Source organism: Clostridium septicum, assembly GCF_003606265.1.
In the GTDB taxonomy this organism is placed as follows: domain Bacteria; phylum Bacillota; class Clostridia; order Clostridiales; family Clostridiaceae; genus Clostridium; species Clostridium septicum.
The window spans coordinates 2,535,423-2,552,870 of the sequence record NZ_CP023671.1 but is presented as its reverse complement, the minus strand read 5'-3'; the positions used below and the strand labels follow the sequence as shown (position 1 = coordinate 2,552,870).

Here is a 17,448-nt window from a genome sequence, read left to right as displayed (position 1 = left end):
TAATTAAGCGATTCCTAAAGGTGAAAATACTAAGTAAATAAGTAACATAATAACTACTATAGAAAATGACATTAACTTTGCATGTTTCCATGGAGTCATATCAACTTTAGACTTATCTGCTTGTACGAAATCCGTTTCTCTTGGATTAATTTTACCTATAACAATCATAACCATTACACTTATTGGTAACAGTATTCCTAAAACATATAAGAAATGAATATTTGAGAAAAAGACTTTTGATAACGTATACAAAAAGATGTGTACTAAAAATACTACTTTTGCAGCTAAACTTGGAACTCTTTTTGTAAAGAATCCAACTATTACACAAGCTAGTATAGGTACATTAAGATATCCATTACATTCTTGTAAAAAGTTATATAATCCTGATGGAGCATATAAAATAAATGGTGAAACAATTACTGATATAATTGACACTACTATAATAAATTTTCTCCCTACTTTTACAAGCTTCTTATCTGAAGCTTCTGGGTTTATAATGGGTTTATATAAATCTAATGTAAACAATGTTGATGAACTGTTCATAGCCCCATTTAGTGAACTCATTGCAGCCCCAAATAGTATTGCTGCAAATATTCCAAGTAAAGGTTTCGGTAATACATCAAGTAATAATGTTGGATAAGCTTCATCTGCATTAATTAATGAATTTCCGTATTTTGAAAAAGATATTATTCCTGGAAAAACAAGTATTGCTGGAGTTAAAACTTTTATTAAACCTGCAAATATAGCACCTTTTTGAGCTTCTTTTAGACTACTAGCTCCTAATGCTTTTTGAACAATTGATTGATTGGTACACCAATAAAACAAATTATTAAATAATAATCCAGTAAATAATACTGGCCAAGGAATTAATGGTGCCTGTGCATTAGCTGGATTTATAGCATTAAGATTTTCTGGATGTGAAAGTATTACTTCAAAACCATCTATAAAATTCCCGTTACCAAGTAATAATATTCCTAATATAGGTACTAAAAGCCCTCCAATTAATAACCCAATTCCATTTATAGTATCAGAAAACGCAGCTAACTTCATACCACCTAGTACTGTATAAATAGCTCCTACTACCCCTAAGAAAAATCCAGTTACTGCAATTGCTTGAAATGTTGTTATTTTTAATAAATCTGCTATTCCGAAAATCTGATTTAATACCAAACCACCAGAATATAAAACTGTTGGTATATACGTTACCACATAACTAACTAAAAATAAGATTGAAACTATCCGCTTGGTTGAACTATCAAATCTCTCTTCTAAATAATCTGGAATAGTAGTTATTCCTCCCTTTAAATATCTTGGTAAAAATACAAGGGCTAATATTATAAGAGCTACACATGATGTAACCTCCCATGCCATAGGTCCCATATTAGTAGCATAACTTTGACCATTAAGTCCAATAATTTGTTCAGTAGAAAGATTGGTAAGTATCATAGTTGCAGCAATTACAGGAGCGTTTAAACCCCTACCAGCTAAAAAATATCCAGTTGCTGTTTCTGTATTATTAGTCCCTTTTGATTTATACCATGCAATAGCAAATACCACTATTAAGAAAATCACAAAACTCAAAAATATGAACATAAATTCTCCTCCTGGCATATCTTATAATGGTAGTAATATTTATTTAAAATACTACTACCATCAAATTCTTTTACATAAACTAATTATTAATTAAATATTAGTTTTTTGTTTTATATATTTTCTTGCTTTTATTGCATATTCTAACGGATTTGCTTTTTTAGGGTCTTGTTCTGCTTCTACTAATAAATATCCCTCATATTTATTTTCTGACAGTATTTTAAATATAGGATCAAAATCTATTGATCCATCTCCTGGAACTGTGAATGCTCCCTTTCTTACACCTTGTAAGAAACTTAATTTATTTCTTCTAACTTCATCAACTACATCTTTTCTAACATCTTTTAAATGAACATGTTTTATTCTATTTATATATTTCTTTAAAATTACTAATTCGTCTTCACCTGAACAAACTAAATGTCCTGAATCAAATAATAAATAAACCAAGTTTTCATCAGTTAAATCCATTAACTTATCTATTTCCTCAGTTGTTTGAACACCAGTCCCCATATGATGATGGTAAACAACCTTCATATCTTTTTCCTTTGCTAATTGTCCTAATTTATTTAATCCTTCAGCTAATCTTTTCCACTCTTCATCATTAAAAACATATTTACAACCAAATATTGGAGTATCTATTTCTCCTTGAATACTATGACCTTGCTCTGAAATAACTATTACCTTAGCACCCATAGAATTCAAGAAATCTCTATGTTCAATAAAAGCTTTTTCAGTTTCTTCATATGGCTTTGTAGTTAAAAATGCACTAAACCAAGCACTTGCTATTTCCATTTTTCTTAAATCTAAAGCTTTTTTTAGAACCTTCACATCTCTTGGATATTTATTTCCAATTTCTGTTCCAGTAAATCCAGCTAACGCCATTTCGCTTATACATTGTTCAAAAGTATTTTCCTTTCCTAAGTCTGGCATATCATCATTTGTCCATCCAATTGGTGCTATTCCTAATTTTACATTTTCATTAAACATTCTACATCCCCCATTTTACATATCCTTAACAGATATTATCTATACCATTAATTTTTATTTAATTTATTAGGTTTATTAATATTGTATTTTTATTGGTTTACCCTCTTTCAGTGATTTAGTAGCAGCTAATCCAACTAATACTGAATATAACCCTTCTTTAGCTCCAACTGGAACCTCTTTATCTTTAATTAGACAATCAATAAATTGTTGCATTTCATTTATATAAGCATCCATATATCTTTCTAAGAAGAAATACTTAGGTTTTTCTTCTACTACCCCATCATTAGAAGCTATTCTAACTGTAGTGTCTGTATCATTATCTGCCATTACATAGCCTTTTCTTCCAAATACCTCTACACGTTGATCGTATCCATAAGCAGCTTCTCTACTATTATCTATTACACCTATACATCCATTTTCAAATTTTAATGATACTATAGCTGTATCAACATCTCCAACTTCACCTATCTTAGGATCAACCATACAAGCTCCCTGTACATATACTTCTGAAATTCTACTTCCACTTAAGAAAGTAGCCATATCAAAATCATGGATTGTCATATCTAAAAACATACCACCTGAAACTTTTACATATTCTATTGGCGGAGCTTGTGGATCTCTTGAGGTAATTTTTATTATATTTGGATCCCCTATTTTACCTGCATTTATAAGTTCCTTCAATTTAGCAAAATTATGGTCAAATCTTCTATTAAATCCAACTTGATATTTGATTCCTGCTTTTCTTACAGCTTCTAAAGTTTTTTCAATTTTATGAACATCATAATCTATAGGTTTTTCACAAAATATGTGTTTTCCCCTTTCAGCAGCTTCGATTGATATTTTTGAATGAGTATCTGTTGATGAACATATTATTACAGCATCAATTTCTGGATCATTTAAAATTTCCATGTAATCTTCTGTGTAATTTGGTATTCTTAATTCTTCTGAAGCTTTCTTAGCTGATTCTCTATATACATCTGCTATGGTCTTTACTTGAGCACCTTTTACCTTTTCTTGAATTGATTGCGCATGAATTCTCCCTATTCTTCCTGCACCAATAACACCTATATTAATCATAACCCTTTCCCCCCCATTAAATTAATTTATTTCCAAATATTTTAATATTTCCTTGCATCTTTCAAGTTATTTTCTTTCTCTTTAAAAGCCTTATTTACTCCTTCTATTTCTGATTTTCCCGCTATTCCAACATGCCACCATGCTCCATAACCATCAGTCATTGTCTTTGGTAAAACTTTTATATCTATTAAAGTTGATACCCTTTGTTTTTTTGAATCTTCTAATGCCTCTTTAAGCTCTAAAGGAGTTTTTGCTGTATACGTTTTTAATCCATATCCACTTGCTGCTTTAGCAAAATCTATTGGAATTAATCCCCCCTCTAATTTCCTATTATTATCTCTATATCTAAATTCAGTTGCAAGACTTCCTATGCCATTTGACATTTGTAAATTATTTATACAACCAAATCCACAATTATCAAATAAAAGGATATTTATTTTTTTATGTTCCTGCATTGATGTTACCATTTCTGAATGTAACATCAAATAACTTCCATCACCAACCATAGCGTAAACTTCTCTTTCTGGTTTAGCTAACTTAATTCCAAATGCTGCTGCTATTTCATACCCCATACATGAATATCCATACTCCATATGATACGAGTCTATATAATCAGTTTCCCACATCTTTTGTAAATCTCCTGGTAAACTTCCTGCTGCACCAACTATTATTGATTTATCATCTATACTTTTTCTAATAATTCCCAATGCAGTAGTTTGAGCTATACTTCCTCCTGTTAATAAAGAAAATTCCTCTATACACCCTTCTTTCATAGGCTTTATTAAAGACTTAAAATTTTCATCATATTTAATACTTGTTAATCTATTCATTTCTTCCTTCCAGGCTTTTTTAGCCTGAACTATTTCGTTATTATATGCTGATTTATATATATTAGCTTTTAACATATCTTTTAGCTTTTTAATACAAACTTTTGCATCACCTATAATCTTTTTAGCATCCATTTTTTCACCATGAAATTTTGATATGTTTATAGTAACAAATTTAACACTTGGATTTTTAAATAATGCTTTTGATGAAGTAGTAAAATCAGAAAATCTAGTTCCAACACCAATTATTAAATCAGCATCCTTTGCAATGATATTTGCAGCTAAATTACCAGTAACCCCTATTCCTCCTAAGTTTAAGATATGACTAGATTCTATAGAACTTTTACCAGCTTGAGTTTCACATATAGGGATATTAAATTCCTCTGCAAAATCTAATAAAGCCTTACCTGCTTCTGAATATCTTACTCCACCACCACAAATTATCAATGGTTTTTTCTTATTTCTTATAACTTCTATAACCTCTTCAAATTCCTCTTCAACTGCTAGAGGCCTTGTTATCTTATGAACTCTTTTCTTAAAGAAATACTCCGGGAAATCATATACTTCTCCTTGAACGTCTTGAGGCAATGCTATACATACAGCTCCTGTTTCAGCTGGATCAGCTAAAACTCTAAAAGCATTTAGCATTGATGACATAAGTTGTTCAGGTCTACTAATTCTATCCCAGTACTTGCATACAGGTTTAAATGCATCATTTGTAGTTATTCCTAAACTATAATGTTGTTCAATTTGTTGAAGTACAGGATCTGGTTGCCTGGTAGCAAAAGAGTCTCCAGGTAATAATAATAATGGTATGTTATTAACAGTTGCTGTTGCCGCTGCTGTTACCATATTAGCTGCTCCTGGACCAATTGAACTTGAACAAGCTATTATTTTTCTACGATTATTCTGTTTTGCAAAGGCTGTTGCAGCATGAGCCATCCCCTGCTCATTTCTTCCTTGATATACTCTCAGCTTACCTGGATTTTCATACAAAGCTTCTCCTAATCCAACTACAATCCCATGTCCAAATATTGTGAATATACCATCAACAAACTTTTCTTCTTTTCCATCAAAAAATATATATTGATTATCTAAAAATTTCACAACCGCTTGTCCTACAGTCATTCTCATAAACTTATCACCCTTTCTATTTCTCATCTAATAACCATATATGGTCTGGGTCATCAATTCTTTCTGTCCAAGGATTTCCTTCCAAGTGCCTTATCATCCAACAATAATACATTCTATATCCTGGTGCAGTAGCTTGCGGATGTGTGTATCCACCCTCTATTACAGCATATCCTCCATCTTTAACCTTGTATGCATTATCTCCTATAAAGCAAGCTCCAAACCCTTGTTTCTTATCAAATTTATAATAATAAACTTCAGGTTGAGGATGTTCATGTGGAATATAACTAGACCATCTTCCCGGATAAGAAACAATTTCACCATTAACCATATTAGAATATGGTGCATTATTATAATCAAAAAATGTTTTTATCTTACGAGCTGCTGTTGAATCCCATTTATCTAGAGATGAAATTTGAACTATAACATCATCTGGTGTATAAAGTTTATCTTCAAACTCCCTATGATTTTCAGCTTTCTGAATTAAAATCTCTGCATTATCTATAGCTTCTATTCTGATTTTTTCATTTTTGCATACATGTAAGCAATATCCTTCCTCTTCAAATACATTCTTTCTGCTAACTTCAACTTCATTATTTTTCCATATATATTTAATCTTACCTTCCATAAGAAGTACGGCTACTTCTTTCTTGGGATCTAGAATTTCTAATTCATCACCTTTATTAATTTTTACTACACATATATCCATTAGCATATTACTGTGTTTACCATTAATTTCTGTTACAATCTTTACTCCATTTTCTCCAAACCCTATATTTTCTACCATAATAATTACCTCCTTAGCACCTAGCTACCATCTCTCCATATTCTTCTTTTTCCTTCTTTATAAACTCATTAATAGATTCTACTGTTGGCATATCCTCAGAGCAACTGTGACTTGCTACTAACATTGCTGCCGATGCACTTCCAAACTCTAAAGCCTCCATTATATTCCATCCTTCTAATATTCCATATATAAATGCTGATGCGTAAGCATCTCCACCACCAAATGATTTTAAGAGTTTAACTGGAAAAGGTTTTATTCTATATGATTTACCATCACCAGTATAAGCTGTAGATCCATCTTTACCGTGCTTAATCACTACAATCTTATTTCCACAACTTAACCATCTTGTTGCTGTTTCTTCATCAGTACTATTTTTAGTAATCAATCCTTCCATTAAATCGAATTCTTCTCTTGAACCCATAATTATATCGCTTTCTTTTCCTACTATTGAGTAATATATAGAAATTTCATCTTTATTTTTCCAATTGTACTCTCTATAATCTATATCAAAAATTACTTTTGTTTTATTTTTTTTAGCAAATCTTAAAGCTTTTAATGTTGCCTCTCTTGATGGACTCATCGCTAATGCTGTTCCTGATATTACAATGGCCTTAGTATTTTTAATATACGTCTCACTTATATCATTCACATCTAACTGTAAGTCTGCTATACCATTTCTATACATTAAAATACTACTTTCTGTAGGACTTAATATTTCAGTAAATGTTAGTCCTAATGATTCACCATTCTTTGCTTTAGCTATTTTAGATATATCTATACCTTCATTTTTAAAATAATTTACTACAAATTCACCAAATCTATCATCTGAAACCTTTCCTATAAATCCTACTTTTTTACCTAATCTCGCAAGTCCAACTGCTATATTAGCTGGAGAACCACCTAAATATTTATTGAAGTTTCTACTTTCTGATAATGGTTTATGAATGTCTGTAGGATTGAAATCTATAGCTACTCTCCCTATTGGCACAATATCAAATTTTCTATTCTCTTCAAATTTTATATATCTCATAACAATCTATCTCCTAAGCTTTATTTATACTTTCAAAAATTTCTATGTGATTTTTTATGTTTTTATAAGCTCCCTGTACCTCTGCTTCTTGAAGTATAAAATAATTTTTCTTCTCATTATTTAAATAAAGTTCTCTTACAGACTCCTCAACAGAATTAAAGGTAGCTGTAGCAATATTTATTTTTCTTATACCTTTATTTTTACATTTTTTAAAATCTCCATTTGTTATTCCTGATCCACCATGTAAAACTAACGGTATTTCTATATTCTTGCTTAATTCTTCTAATACATCAAATCTAAGTTTGGGAGTTCCTTTATAAACTCCATGAGAATTTCCTATAGCTACTGCTAAAGCATCAACCTTAGTTTCCTCAACAAATCTTTTAGCATCCTTAATGCTTGTTACTTTCATTTGTATATCTTCACTTCCATCTTCACTTCCACCAACTTGTCCAATCTCAGCTTCTACATCTGCTCCATATCTATTTGCTAAATTCTTTACAATTTTAGTTATTTTAACGTTTTCATCAAAACTCAAATGAGATCCATCAATCATTACTGATGTAAAGCCTAATTCTAAAGCCTTTTTTATATTAACTACTGTTGTTCCATGATCAAAATGAACTGCTACTGGAACTTTAGCATTTTTTGCTGCACTTATCATTAAAGGTCCTATTAAATCTAATGGAGAATTTAATAATCTACTTTCTGCTATTTGAAAAATTATTGGTGAATTAGTTTCTTCAGCTGCTTTTAAAGCCCCAATAATCATTTCCATATTTGACACACTGAAACTACCAACTGCATAATTTTCTTCTTTAGCTTTACTTAAAAGATCAGTTATTTTTACTAAAGACATTTTTATTACCTCCACAAATTATTGTAGATATTTATTATATCTTTAGCTTCAATAATCTTACGCGTATTGCTTGGACTTCCACTTTCAATAGCATCCTTTGCCATCTTTTCTATATTATTTAAGAATTTAATTTTGTCTATTCCAAGTTCATTAATATTTGGTATTCTTAATATATCAATTAATTTACCTATCTCTTTAATAAAAATTTCTGCTGCTACTTCATCTTCTATTTCGTTATTAACTACATTTATTTCTCTAGCAAGTTGAGCAAACTTATCATATGCTCCATCAACTACATACTCAAAACACTCTTTTAACAATATTGCATTTGATAGCCCGTGTGCTATATGAAATAATGCACCTATAGGCCTACTCATACCATGAACTATAGTTACTGATGAATTATTGAATGCTATGCCAGCCTCTAAAGCTGCTAGGGCCATTTCCTCTCTTGCTTTTAAATCTTTAGGATTCTCAAAAGCTATAGGTAGATATTTAAATATTCTTTTTACTGCTGAAATTGCAAAAACATCTGAGAGCTGTTGAGATTTCCTAGATGTATAAGCCTCTATAGCATGAGTTAATGCATCTAATCCAGTTGCTGCAGTTACTTTAGCTGGTGATGTAACAGTAAATCTTGGATCAATAATAGCCAATACTGGTAATAAAGCTGCCCCTTTTAAAAGCATTTTAACATCATTTTTAGTATCAGTTATTATTGTAAACTGTGTAGCCTCTGATCCAGTTCCTGCTGTAGTTGGTATTGCAACTACTGGTGGAAGTTCATTTGAGATCTCTCTTCCTTTATAATCTGCTATACTACCTTCATTAGTTATCATAGCTGCTATAGCTTTTGCTGAATCTATAGGACTACCTCCACCTAAAGCAATTAGAAAATTACAATTTTCCATTTGATACAATTTTATACCATTGTCTATCATTGTATCTGTTGGTTCACTATTTATCTCACTGTATATAACATACTCAATTTTTTCCTCTTCCAAAATATCAGTTATAACTTTTACATTTCCAAGCTGTACCATTACTTTATCCGTAATAATTAGTACTTTCTTACCAAAATTATTTAAATACTTTTTTCCTTCTTCCAATGCCCCTTTTCCTGTAATAATACGTTTAGGCATAATAAATTGCTTTGCCATATAATCACCTCTCATTTGTTAACTTTTCTGTATGTTTTAATAATACTTTTGTTTCCAATATATGTCAATAACTTTTTCATAATATATCCATGATTTAAACAATACTTTAATCAAATATACTCAAAATTTACTCAAACAAAATTGAAATTACCCTTTTTTTTACATTAGAGTTCGTTTATAATTAAAGTAGAAATCGTTATGAAAGGAGATGAGTATTTGTTGCACTTGGCAGCAAAAAATATGCGTTCAGAAAGAATAACCTTAGTAGAAAATTATATAATAAACCACAAAACTGTATCACTAGATAAATTATGTGAAGTATTTAATGTATCTAAAAATACTATAAGAAGAGATTTAAGTGTTTTAGTAAAAAAAGGTTCAATAAAAAAAGTTTATGGTGGTGTAACAATTAATGAAAATAAAGAATTGATTTCTTTTGAAGAGCGAAACGTTAAAAATAGTAATTCTAAAGTATTACTATGTAAAGCTGCTGTAGAATTTATTAAAGATGGTGACACTATATTCTTAGATTCCGGTACAACCACAGTTAATATAATAGAATTTTTAAAAGATAAAAAAGACATAACAATTTTCACAAATAATGTTATAGCTATATCTAAATCAATACATTACTCTAATATAAATATTATTTGCCTTTCTGGAATTTTAAATAGAAAAACTAAATCCTTTACTGGACTTCATAGTACAGATATTCTTAAAAGTTATAATATAAATAAATGTTTTATGTCATGTACTGGTATTTCTTTAGAAAGAGGAGTAACTAATTCTACTAAAGAAGAATTTAAAATAAAAAAAACTGCTATAAGTAGAAGTTCTAAATGTTTTCTTTTAGCTGATAACTCTAAATTTGATAAAGTTTCTCTAATGACCTTTTGTGAGGTAGAAGACTTAGATTGTATAATAACAAATAGCACTCCTCCAGAAGAATATGTTAAATATTTTAAAGATAAAAAAATAATACTTAAAATTTGTAATGAACTTTAAAAAAATAACCATTTAAATTAAATTTATATTCATTTTTATAAATATAAGTTTTTTATAAGTTAATTTTATATACATAACTAACTAATAATTAACTTTTATTCTTAATTTAAGTACAAAAATACCATTTTTAATGGTGTTTTTGTACTTTTTACTTTTTATGGATATAAACTTTATAGCTTAAATGTACATATCAAGTCAGCATCTTTGTTAATTAAAATACAACTAAAAGATGAATATAATTAATATATAAATAAAAATTTTTGTAAGGTCGTGATATTATGAGAGGATTATTTTTCATTCCAGATATATTATCAATATTTAATACGAGGTGGTCATTGTGGGAATTGACAACAAGCTTTTTACATCCGAGAAAATAAGTAAAGCTATTTTAAAGCTCGCCCTTCCTATAACCATTTCTCTGTTTGTATCAGAGCTTTATAATATGGTTGATACTATTTTTGTTGGAAGGTATATTGGTCCTAATGCAATTGGAGCATTAACTGTAGCTTTTCCTATTCAAAGATTATTAATTTCTTTAGGATTATTAATAGCTGTAGGAACTTCTACATTCATGTCTAGAAGCCTAGGTGAGAAAAATTTTAAAAGTCTTAGAAAATCTCTAATAACTTCATTAACTACTACTATTTTGTTATTAACATCAGTTTCGCTTCTTATATTTTTCTTTAAAAAACCTATAATTTCAGCATTAGGTGCATCTGATACTCTTTACCCATTAGCAAAAGAGTATATTATTATAATTCTTGTAGGCGGAGTTTTTCAGTGTATTGGAGTTGTTTTATCTTATGTAATGACAGCTTTAGGAAATGCCAAAATAACTCTTTATTCAAATTCGTTAGGAGCTTTAATTAATATAGTAATAGATTTTATACTTGTTGCAAAGTTAGATATGGGAGTTAAGGGTGCTGCTATAGCTACAGTAATTTCTCAAATAATTGCTTTGATATATGTACTATATTCTTTCTATAAGGTTAGGGAAATATTTGCATTAAAAAATTCAACTAATTATTCTATTATTTCTACACAATCATTTAAAAATGATTTTAATATCGGAATACTTATTTCAATAATTTCAATCGGATTCTCTAGTTTCATTATCGAAATCTCTGATGCAATTGTAGCAATAATATTAAATAATATTCTTTATTCTCATGGTGGAGATAATGCAATAATTATAGTGGGTGTTATAACTAAAGTATCTATGTTTATGTTCATAACAATAATTGGTATAAGTTCTGCAATTCAGCCTATTATTGCATATAATCATGGTTGTGGTAATAAGATTCGAATTAAAGAAGTATTAAAAATGGGCGGTTTATATTTAATAATTACTTCTTTTATTCTATGGTCTATTTTAATGATTTTTGCAAACAGTATTTTAAGTTGTTTCTTAACAGATACTTATCTTCTACCTATTGCTATTAAAGCATTTAGGATTTGTATTTCACTTTTACCAACTGTTTGTATTTATTATATGTGTATTTATTATTATCAAGCGATTAATGAAGCAAAATTATCCTTTATACTTTCTATATATAGACAATTAATATTATTTATACCGTTAGCATTTATACTTGTTAGATATATAGGAATAACAGGTGCTTGGATAGCTTATCCTATATCTGATATTATATCAGCTATAACATCATTATATTTTATGAAAAAAACTAAAATTTCTAAAACAAAATATAAAATATCATATAAAAAAGCTATTTTTGATCATTACTGAAAATTATAACTTTCATGTAATTAAAATTTAATATGTGGCAACAGGTCAAAATCATAATAAAAGCATAAACTTCTTTTATTATATTTCATACTAAACAAATAAATTATATATAATAGATAATTTCCCCTCATAGCAGTTTGTTTAATATTTAATAAATTATACACATTAAATTGACTAAAGCCACTAATAAAAAATACTTCTGGTATTAATGCCAGAAGTATTTTTTGTTACTATCTATTTTCTTCCATTTTAATTGCAAGAGTGAAATATTTTAATGCGTCTTTAGGTTCGTTAAGATTATAATACATTTCTGCCATATCTAAATACCTTTTATAACGCTTTTCTTTGTTAGCAAATTTAAATAAAGAATCTAAAGAAAGATTCATATATACTTCCGCTTCTTTATATCTTTCTAACTTTTGTAAAGTCATTCCTTTTAAATAATATGCTTCTTCAATTAATACTATATCTTCTGTATTTATTGCTAAATTTAACGTAGTATCTGTTAACTCATATGCAAGATTATATTCTTTATTATCATAAAGAACTTTTATGCAATCACTTAAAAATTTAACATATTTCTTAACATTATGTTTAGGAAAAATTTCAATTCCTTCTTTTATTTCAGCAATTGCCTTTTCTCTATTATTAATATAAAAGTAACACTTTCCATTTTTACCCTTAGATATTGCTAATGCCATTGGATTATCTTTTTGATATTCATATGCCTTTTCTATGTAAGAATCTGCTTCTTTTTTATTTAACATTATATTTAATGTTGCAAAGGAATGATAAATATCACCTTTATCCATATGGTCTTCTATACTATCTATATTTAAAACAGCCTCTTTTAAACAATTGTAAGAATTTTCTATATTGCCTAATTTTTCATAACATAATCCTTCTCTGTATGAGATGTATGCGTATACAGCTTTATCTTCAATATCTTTTTCAATGATTATTTCTCTAATTTTATTGTAGTAATTTATAGCTTCATTATATTCTTCGATACTATAGAAAAACATAGCCATATCTCTATAATAAGTTATAGTATTTGCTATAGTATTATTTTTTTGATACAAATCATAATACTGTGATACTATTAGTTGTATATTCTCAACCTTTTTATTTTCTACATAAAAATTAAACAATCTGTGTATAAGTTCAAAAGCTAAGTCATCATAAGAATACTCTATAGCATAACTTAAATTATGCTGAATTAATTCATCTATTTCGTCGTCACTTACTGAATTCTTTCTAAGCAACTCTAAATTAGCCATTATTTGTTCATGAACATCTTGAACTAAATAATTATAGTCTACCCCAAGTTTTTTTGCTATATAGGATAAAATTCCTGTATCTGCCTTTATCTTTCCGTTTTCTATGCAGCTCATTTTAGAAATTGATATTTTATCTCCGCATAACTCTTTTAATGTAATGCCTTGATAAACTCTAGATCTTTTAATCTTTTCTCCAGTTGATAATATTTCCATTCATAACCCCCATATCCGAGTTAGTTTTTAAGAATTCCTATTTTCCTAAAAACATTAACTCCTTCATCTAAATATTTAGCAGCCTCAAAATCTTTCTTATTATCTATATAGAACTTACCTATCATAATGGCAATTTCTCCTGCCTTTTTATTTAAATTATTTGCCTTCGCTAAATTATAGCTATCTAATAATATATATTCTGCTTCCTTTGGCATTTCTTTCATTATATAAATTCTATACCACAGAAGATTATATTCTACTAAACCTTCAAGATCATCTTCTTTTAAATATCCATTTATTTCTTTTAGAACTTCTTCACATTTTGGTATATTTTTTATTTTTATATAATTTTCACAGATATTAATTAAGGTTTCTACTAGCTTATCATCTTTTTTCTTTATTCTAATTTCCTTAGCGACTTCATAATGCTTAAAAGATTCTTCTATGTTTTCAAATTCATAGAATAATTTTCCTAAATTATTTTCTATTTCTGAAACATTAGTAAGTTCCTCTAACTCCCTATAAACTTCTAAAGTTTTTTGTGAATATTTTATAGCATTCCCTAAATCGCCCTTTTTATTATATTCTTCTGATAACAATAAAAGAGTTTTTGCATATTCATTTCTATTATTGACTTGATCAAATTTACTTTTTGCAAGGAATGAATAATCCATAGCCTTTCCCACATTATCAGTTTTAAAATATGCTTGGGCCATGAAATAATATATTTCCCCTAATAAATAATCATTCCCAATATTATTATCTATATACACTTTTTCAGCTTGCCTTAAATAACTACTTGCTGAATGATATGCTTTTAACTGTAAAGTAATTCTTCCTAAATTTAAAAAAGTATTTATTATCTCTTCGTAATTGTTATTTTTTATAAAAATAACATTAGATGATAAGAAAAATTGTTGTGCAAGCACTAGTTCCCCTTTTGACATATATATTCTAGCTCTTAAATATAGTATTTTTGCTTTTCTATATTCTAGATCATATCTTTCTGAATAATATAAAGCATTTTCTATATATTTTTCTGCTGTTATATGTTCTCCTGCTAGTATATATGATTCCGCAACTTGCTCATAATATATACTTATTTTTTCTGCTTGTGATTCTTCAGACTCCATCAAATATTCAACAGACGTATTTAATTCATCTGCCAAGTATTCTAATAAATCCATAGAAGGATTTGATCTTCCTGATTCAACTAAACTTATTTGTCCTGGAGTAATTCTATCCCCAGCAAGATCTTTAAGAGTCATATTTAATTCTTTTCTTCTTCTTTTAATTTTTTCTCCTAACGCAAGAATTTCCATTATCCACTCTTCCTTTTCAATCTTATCATTATTTAATAAATTTAAATCTAATTTATCATGTCTTCTTGAATTTTTTTCCAATTAATTAAATATAATTAAAATTTAATTATATAAAGTTAATTATATCATAAATTTCTTAAGTAAAATATAAATGTTTAATTCTTTATTTAATTAATTTTTGTAATAATAAATATTTTTTAATAAACTAAATTTCTCTTTTTGCTTTTTTATTATAACATTTTTTTTGTATATAAAACTAGATGCTTTTTTAATTATTATAAAAAAAAAACAAGAAAATAATATTTTTTAATATATTATTTTATACTTTTCCAATTTTACCCCCCTGTATTTTAACGTTTTATTAACACTTTCTTAACATTTGTAATATTTATATAACTTTATTTTTAAAAAAATAAAATTTAATTTTAAACAAAAAAGATGAGAATTAAGAATTCTCACCTTTTTTCGGGAATATTTTACCTATTTTTTATTTTTTTATTTAATATACCCCATGAAAGTGTCGTATGCATCTTCAGCCATTCCCATAGCTCTTTTTCCTGTTCTTTTTAAGTTTCTTTGAGTTTTTCTATCTAATTGAGGAAGCACCATAATACTTACTGCAGCTCCTATCATTGCACCTGCTGCTACGCCTTTCATCATTTTACCCATTATAAACACCTCTTTTATATTAATTTATATAATTAGGTTGTGTAAATTTTTTAATATTAATCTATGAATTTTTTGGAAATTTTATATTCCTAAAGCTTCCTTTGCAAGCTTATCTGCAACATCATTATATTTATTTCCACTATGTCCCTTTATTTTAAAAAATTTTATATTTATTTCATTCATTTTTCTCTTCATATATTCATGATAATTAGAAGTTATTTTATTATTTCTCTTCCATGTTCCTAAAGCCCAACTTTCAATACCTTGATAATCGAAAGCTATTTTAACTTCTGGGTAATTATTTTCTATAGCATAATCAACTGCTTTTATAGCTCCTAAAACCTCACCAGAAACATTTCTTAATGGTATTGCTTCCTCATCAAATCCAACTCCATTATCTTTATAAATAACATTTCCATCCTTTAAAGCAACTAAACCATATGAAAAGTTTCCTTTATCAACAGCAAAACTACCATCTACGTATATAGTTAAACCTTTATTTAGTATATCATCCTCATTCTTTTCTAAATCTTGTGTATTTATTTTTCCGCTACTATTAGACATTATTGTTAAAAATTCTACAGCTTCTTTCTCTGTTTTAAAGCTTTTATAAATAGCTCCTTTGCATCCTATTACCTCTTTTTTGCATTCATCCCAAGTTTTAAATATCTTTGGTGTTCCTGATTTTCCTCTATATACTGAATAATATTTCATTATTTCCTCCAATAACTTAAAAGTTTTTAATTTCTATTTCTTCTATAAACTTATTAATTCGTTCAAAAGACTATAAAGCTTCTCTACATTTTTAGCTCCCGTAAAGTTTGTTACATACTCTATCATATTTTTTATTACCAATATAATATCATTTTTTCCCTCCCAATTTTCCAATATAATATATACTGGAACATCAGATATTATTCTATCTAAAGCAAAAAATGTTACTGCTAATTCATCTATTTTTCCTATAAACGGAATATTGTCTGGTATAATGTCAGTTGGTAATGCAATATAAGCAACTGCTGCTGAAATCACAAGTTTTGTTTTTATGGCAACTCTCTTATCTTTTAATAACCTATATATTAATGCCACCATATCGGGAATAATAAATAAATAATCACTTATTTTTTTTACTTTATCTGGTAACTTATCTAATGTACATTCTCTTCCTAAAGAATAATTATCTTTTACTTTATTTATTACCATTAATGCAGTATCTTGTTCCATATCTTCTTCTTTAGGATCTTCTATTCCTTTTATTAAATTACCCTTAATTGATATGTTTATATCCTTTAATTCTACATTCAAAATAGATCTATATATATATATATCCTTAATATTAAAATCGACATAAGGTACATCCTTTAATATCTTTTTTATATTAATTACTATTTTGCCTTTTTCATAATGAATTCCTTTATCTTCAAATGCCTTTATAGCATATTTTAATGCTAATTTTCTTATTAATGACACAATCCCAATTTTAAGTAACTTAAATGAAGATAATTCTGCATGTATTATTCCATTTTCAATTCTAACTAATTTTATTCCAGCAATAAAATCTATTTTGAATCCTTTATTAAAACTTCCTGTAATATTAATTTCATCTTTTAAATTAATCTCTGATATCTCAAGACCATCTATATTAAGAAATTCATTTGCTATACTTAATAAATCCTCTCCTGTTAATCCTACTTTTACATCTGATATATTCATTCCGTATCCTCCTATATGCCTTATCTTATGAAACTTAATTCATAATTAAGC

At 27.8% G+C, this 17,448-nt stretch carries 15 protein-coding genes; 2 read left to right on the top strand and 13 right to left on the bottom strand.

Going from position 1 to position 17,448, the window contains the following annotated elements; genetic code table 11:
- Window positions 1-3: 3 nt before the first annotated feature.
- The 8 genes from CP523_RS11725 to CP523_RS11690 all read right to left on the bottom strand — a co-directional run bounded on the left by CP523_RS11725 (window position 4) and on the right by CP523_RS11690 (window position 9,448).
- Window positions 4-1,593, bottom strand: coding sequence for a solute:sodium symporter family transporter (locus CP523_RS11725; protein WP_066673389.1), 1,590 nt, complete (start codon window positions 1,591-1,593; stop codon window positions 4-6).
- 90 nt (window positions 1,594-1,683) lie between these two features.
- Window positions 1,684-2,577 carry a myo-inosose-2 dehydratase gene (iolE, locus tag CP523_RS11720; RefSeq protein ID WP_066673388.1) on the bottom strand — a complete coding sequence of 298 codons (894 nt, stop codon included), beginning with the start codon at window positions 2,575-2,577 and terminating at the stop codon, window positions 1,684-1,686.
- Between the two features lie 75 nt (window positions 2,578-2,652).
- A complete protein-coding gene (gene iolG, locus CP523_RS11715; protein WP_066673387.1) occupies window positions 2,653-3,654 on the bottom strand; it encodes an inositol 2-dehydrogenase in 1,002 nt (333 codons plus the stop codon).
- A gap of 41 nt (window positions 3,655-3,695) precedes the next feature.
- A complete protein-coding gene (iolD, locus tag CP523_RS11710) occupies window positions 3,696-5,615 on the bottom strand; it encodes a 3D-(3,5/4)-trihydroxycyclohexane-1,2-dione acylhydrolase (decyclizing) (protein ID WP_120140885.1) in 1,920 nt (639 codons plus the stop codon).
- A 16-nt stretch (window positions 5,616-5,631) separates the two neighbouring features.
- Complete coding sequence (locus CP523_RS11705; protein WP_120140884.1) at window positions 5,632-6,399, bottom strand: 5-deoxy-glucuronate isomerase; 768 nt, start codon at window positions 6,397-6,399, stop codon at window positions 5,632-5,634.
- Between the two features lie 13 nt (window positions 6,400-6,412).
- Window positions 6,413-7,429, bottom strand: a complete 1,017-nt coding sequence (gene iolC / locus CP523_RS11700; RefSeq protein WP_120140883.1) for a 5-dehydro-2-deoxygluconokinase — start codon at window positions 7,427-7,429, stop codon at window positions 6,413-6,415.
- Between the two features lie 13 nt (window positions 7,430-7,442).
- The gene (locus CP523_RS11695; protein WP_120140882.1) at window positions 7,443-8,288 is read right to left on the bottom strand and encodes a class II fructose-bisphosphate aldolase; all 846 of its coding nucleotides are present in this window, start codon (window positions 8,286-8,288) and stop codon (window positions 7,443-7,445) included.
- A 5-nt stretch (window positions 8,289-8,293) separates the two neighbouring features.
- A complete protein-coding gene (locus CP523_RS11690; protein ID WP_066673380.1) occupies window positions 8,294-9,448 on the bottom strand; it encodes an iron-containing alcohol dehydrogenase in 1,155 nt (384 codons plus the stop codon).
- Between the two features lie 240 nt (window positions 9,449-9,688).
- Between CP523_RS11690 and CP523_RS11685 the strand changes: the two genes are divergently transcribed.
- Both CP523_RS11685 and CP523_RS11680 read left to right on the top strand, forming a co-directional pair.
- Entirely contained in the window at window positions 9,689-10,453 is a 765-nt protein-coding gene (locus tag CP523_RS11685) for a DeoR/GlpR family DNA-binding transcription regulator (RefSeq protein ID WP_066673624.1), read from the top strand.
- 337 nt (window positions 10,454-10,790) lie between these two features.
- Window positions 10,791-12,200, top strand: a complete 1,410-nt coding sequence (locus tag CP523_RS11680; protein ID WP_120140881.1) for an MATE family efflux transporter — start codon at window positions 10,791-10,793, stop codon at window positions 12,198-12,200.
- A gap of 230 nt (window positions 12,201-12,430) precedes the next feature.
- Here the strand turns inward: CP523_RS11680 and CP523_RS11675 are convergent, their stop codons facing one another.
- From CP523_RS11675 to CP523_RS11655, 5 genes are all read right to left on the bottom strand, one after another.
- A complete protein-coding gene (locus tag CP523_RS11675) occupies window positions 12,431-13,693 on the bottom strand; it encodes a helix-turn-helix transcriptional regulator (RefSeq protein ID WP_066673376.1) in 1,263 nt (420 codons plus the stop codon).
- A gap of 20 nt (window positions 13,694-13,713) precedes the next feature.
- Entirely contained in the window at window positions 13,714-15,015 is a 1,302-nt protein-coding gene (locus CP523_RS11670; protein WP_066673375.1) for a helix-turn-helix domain-containing protein, read from the bottom strand.
- A gap of 495 nt (window positions 15,016-15,510) precedes the next feature.
- The gene (locus CP523_RS11665) at window positions 15,511-15,684 is read right to left on the bottom strand and encodes a YtxH domain-containing protein (protein WP_120140880.1); all 174 of its coding nucleotides are present in this window, start codon (window positions 15,682-15,684) and stop codon (window positions 15,511-15,513) included.
- An 81-nt stretch (window positions 15,685-15,765) separates the two neighbouring features.
- Window positions 15,766-16,398: a ribonuclease H1 domain-containing protein gene (locus CP523_RS11660; protein ID WP_066673372.1), complete on the bottom strand. Its 633-nt coding sequence runs from the start codon at window positions 16,396-16,398 to the stop codon at window positions 15,766-15,768.
- A gap of 42 nt (window positions 16,399-16,440) precedes the next feature.
- A complete protein-coding gene (locus tag CP523_RS11655; RefSeq protein ID WP_120140879.1) occupies window positions 16,441-17,397 on the bottom strand; it encodes a YkvA family protein in 957 nt (318 codons plus the stop codon).
- Between the last annotated feature and the right edge of the window lie 51 nt (window positions 17,398-17,448).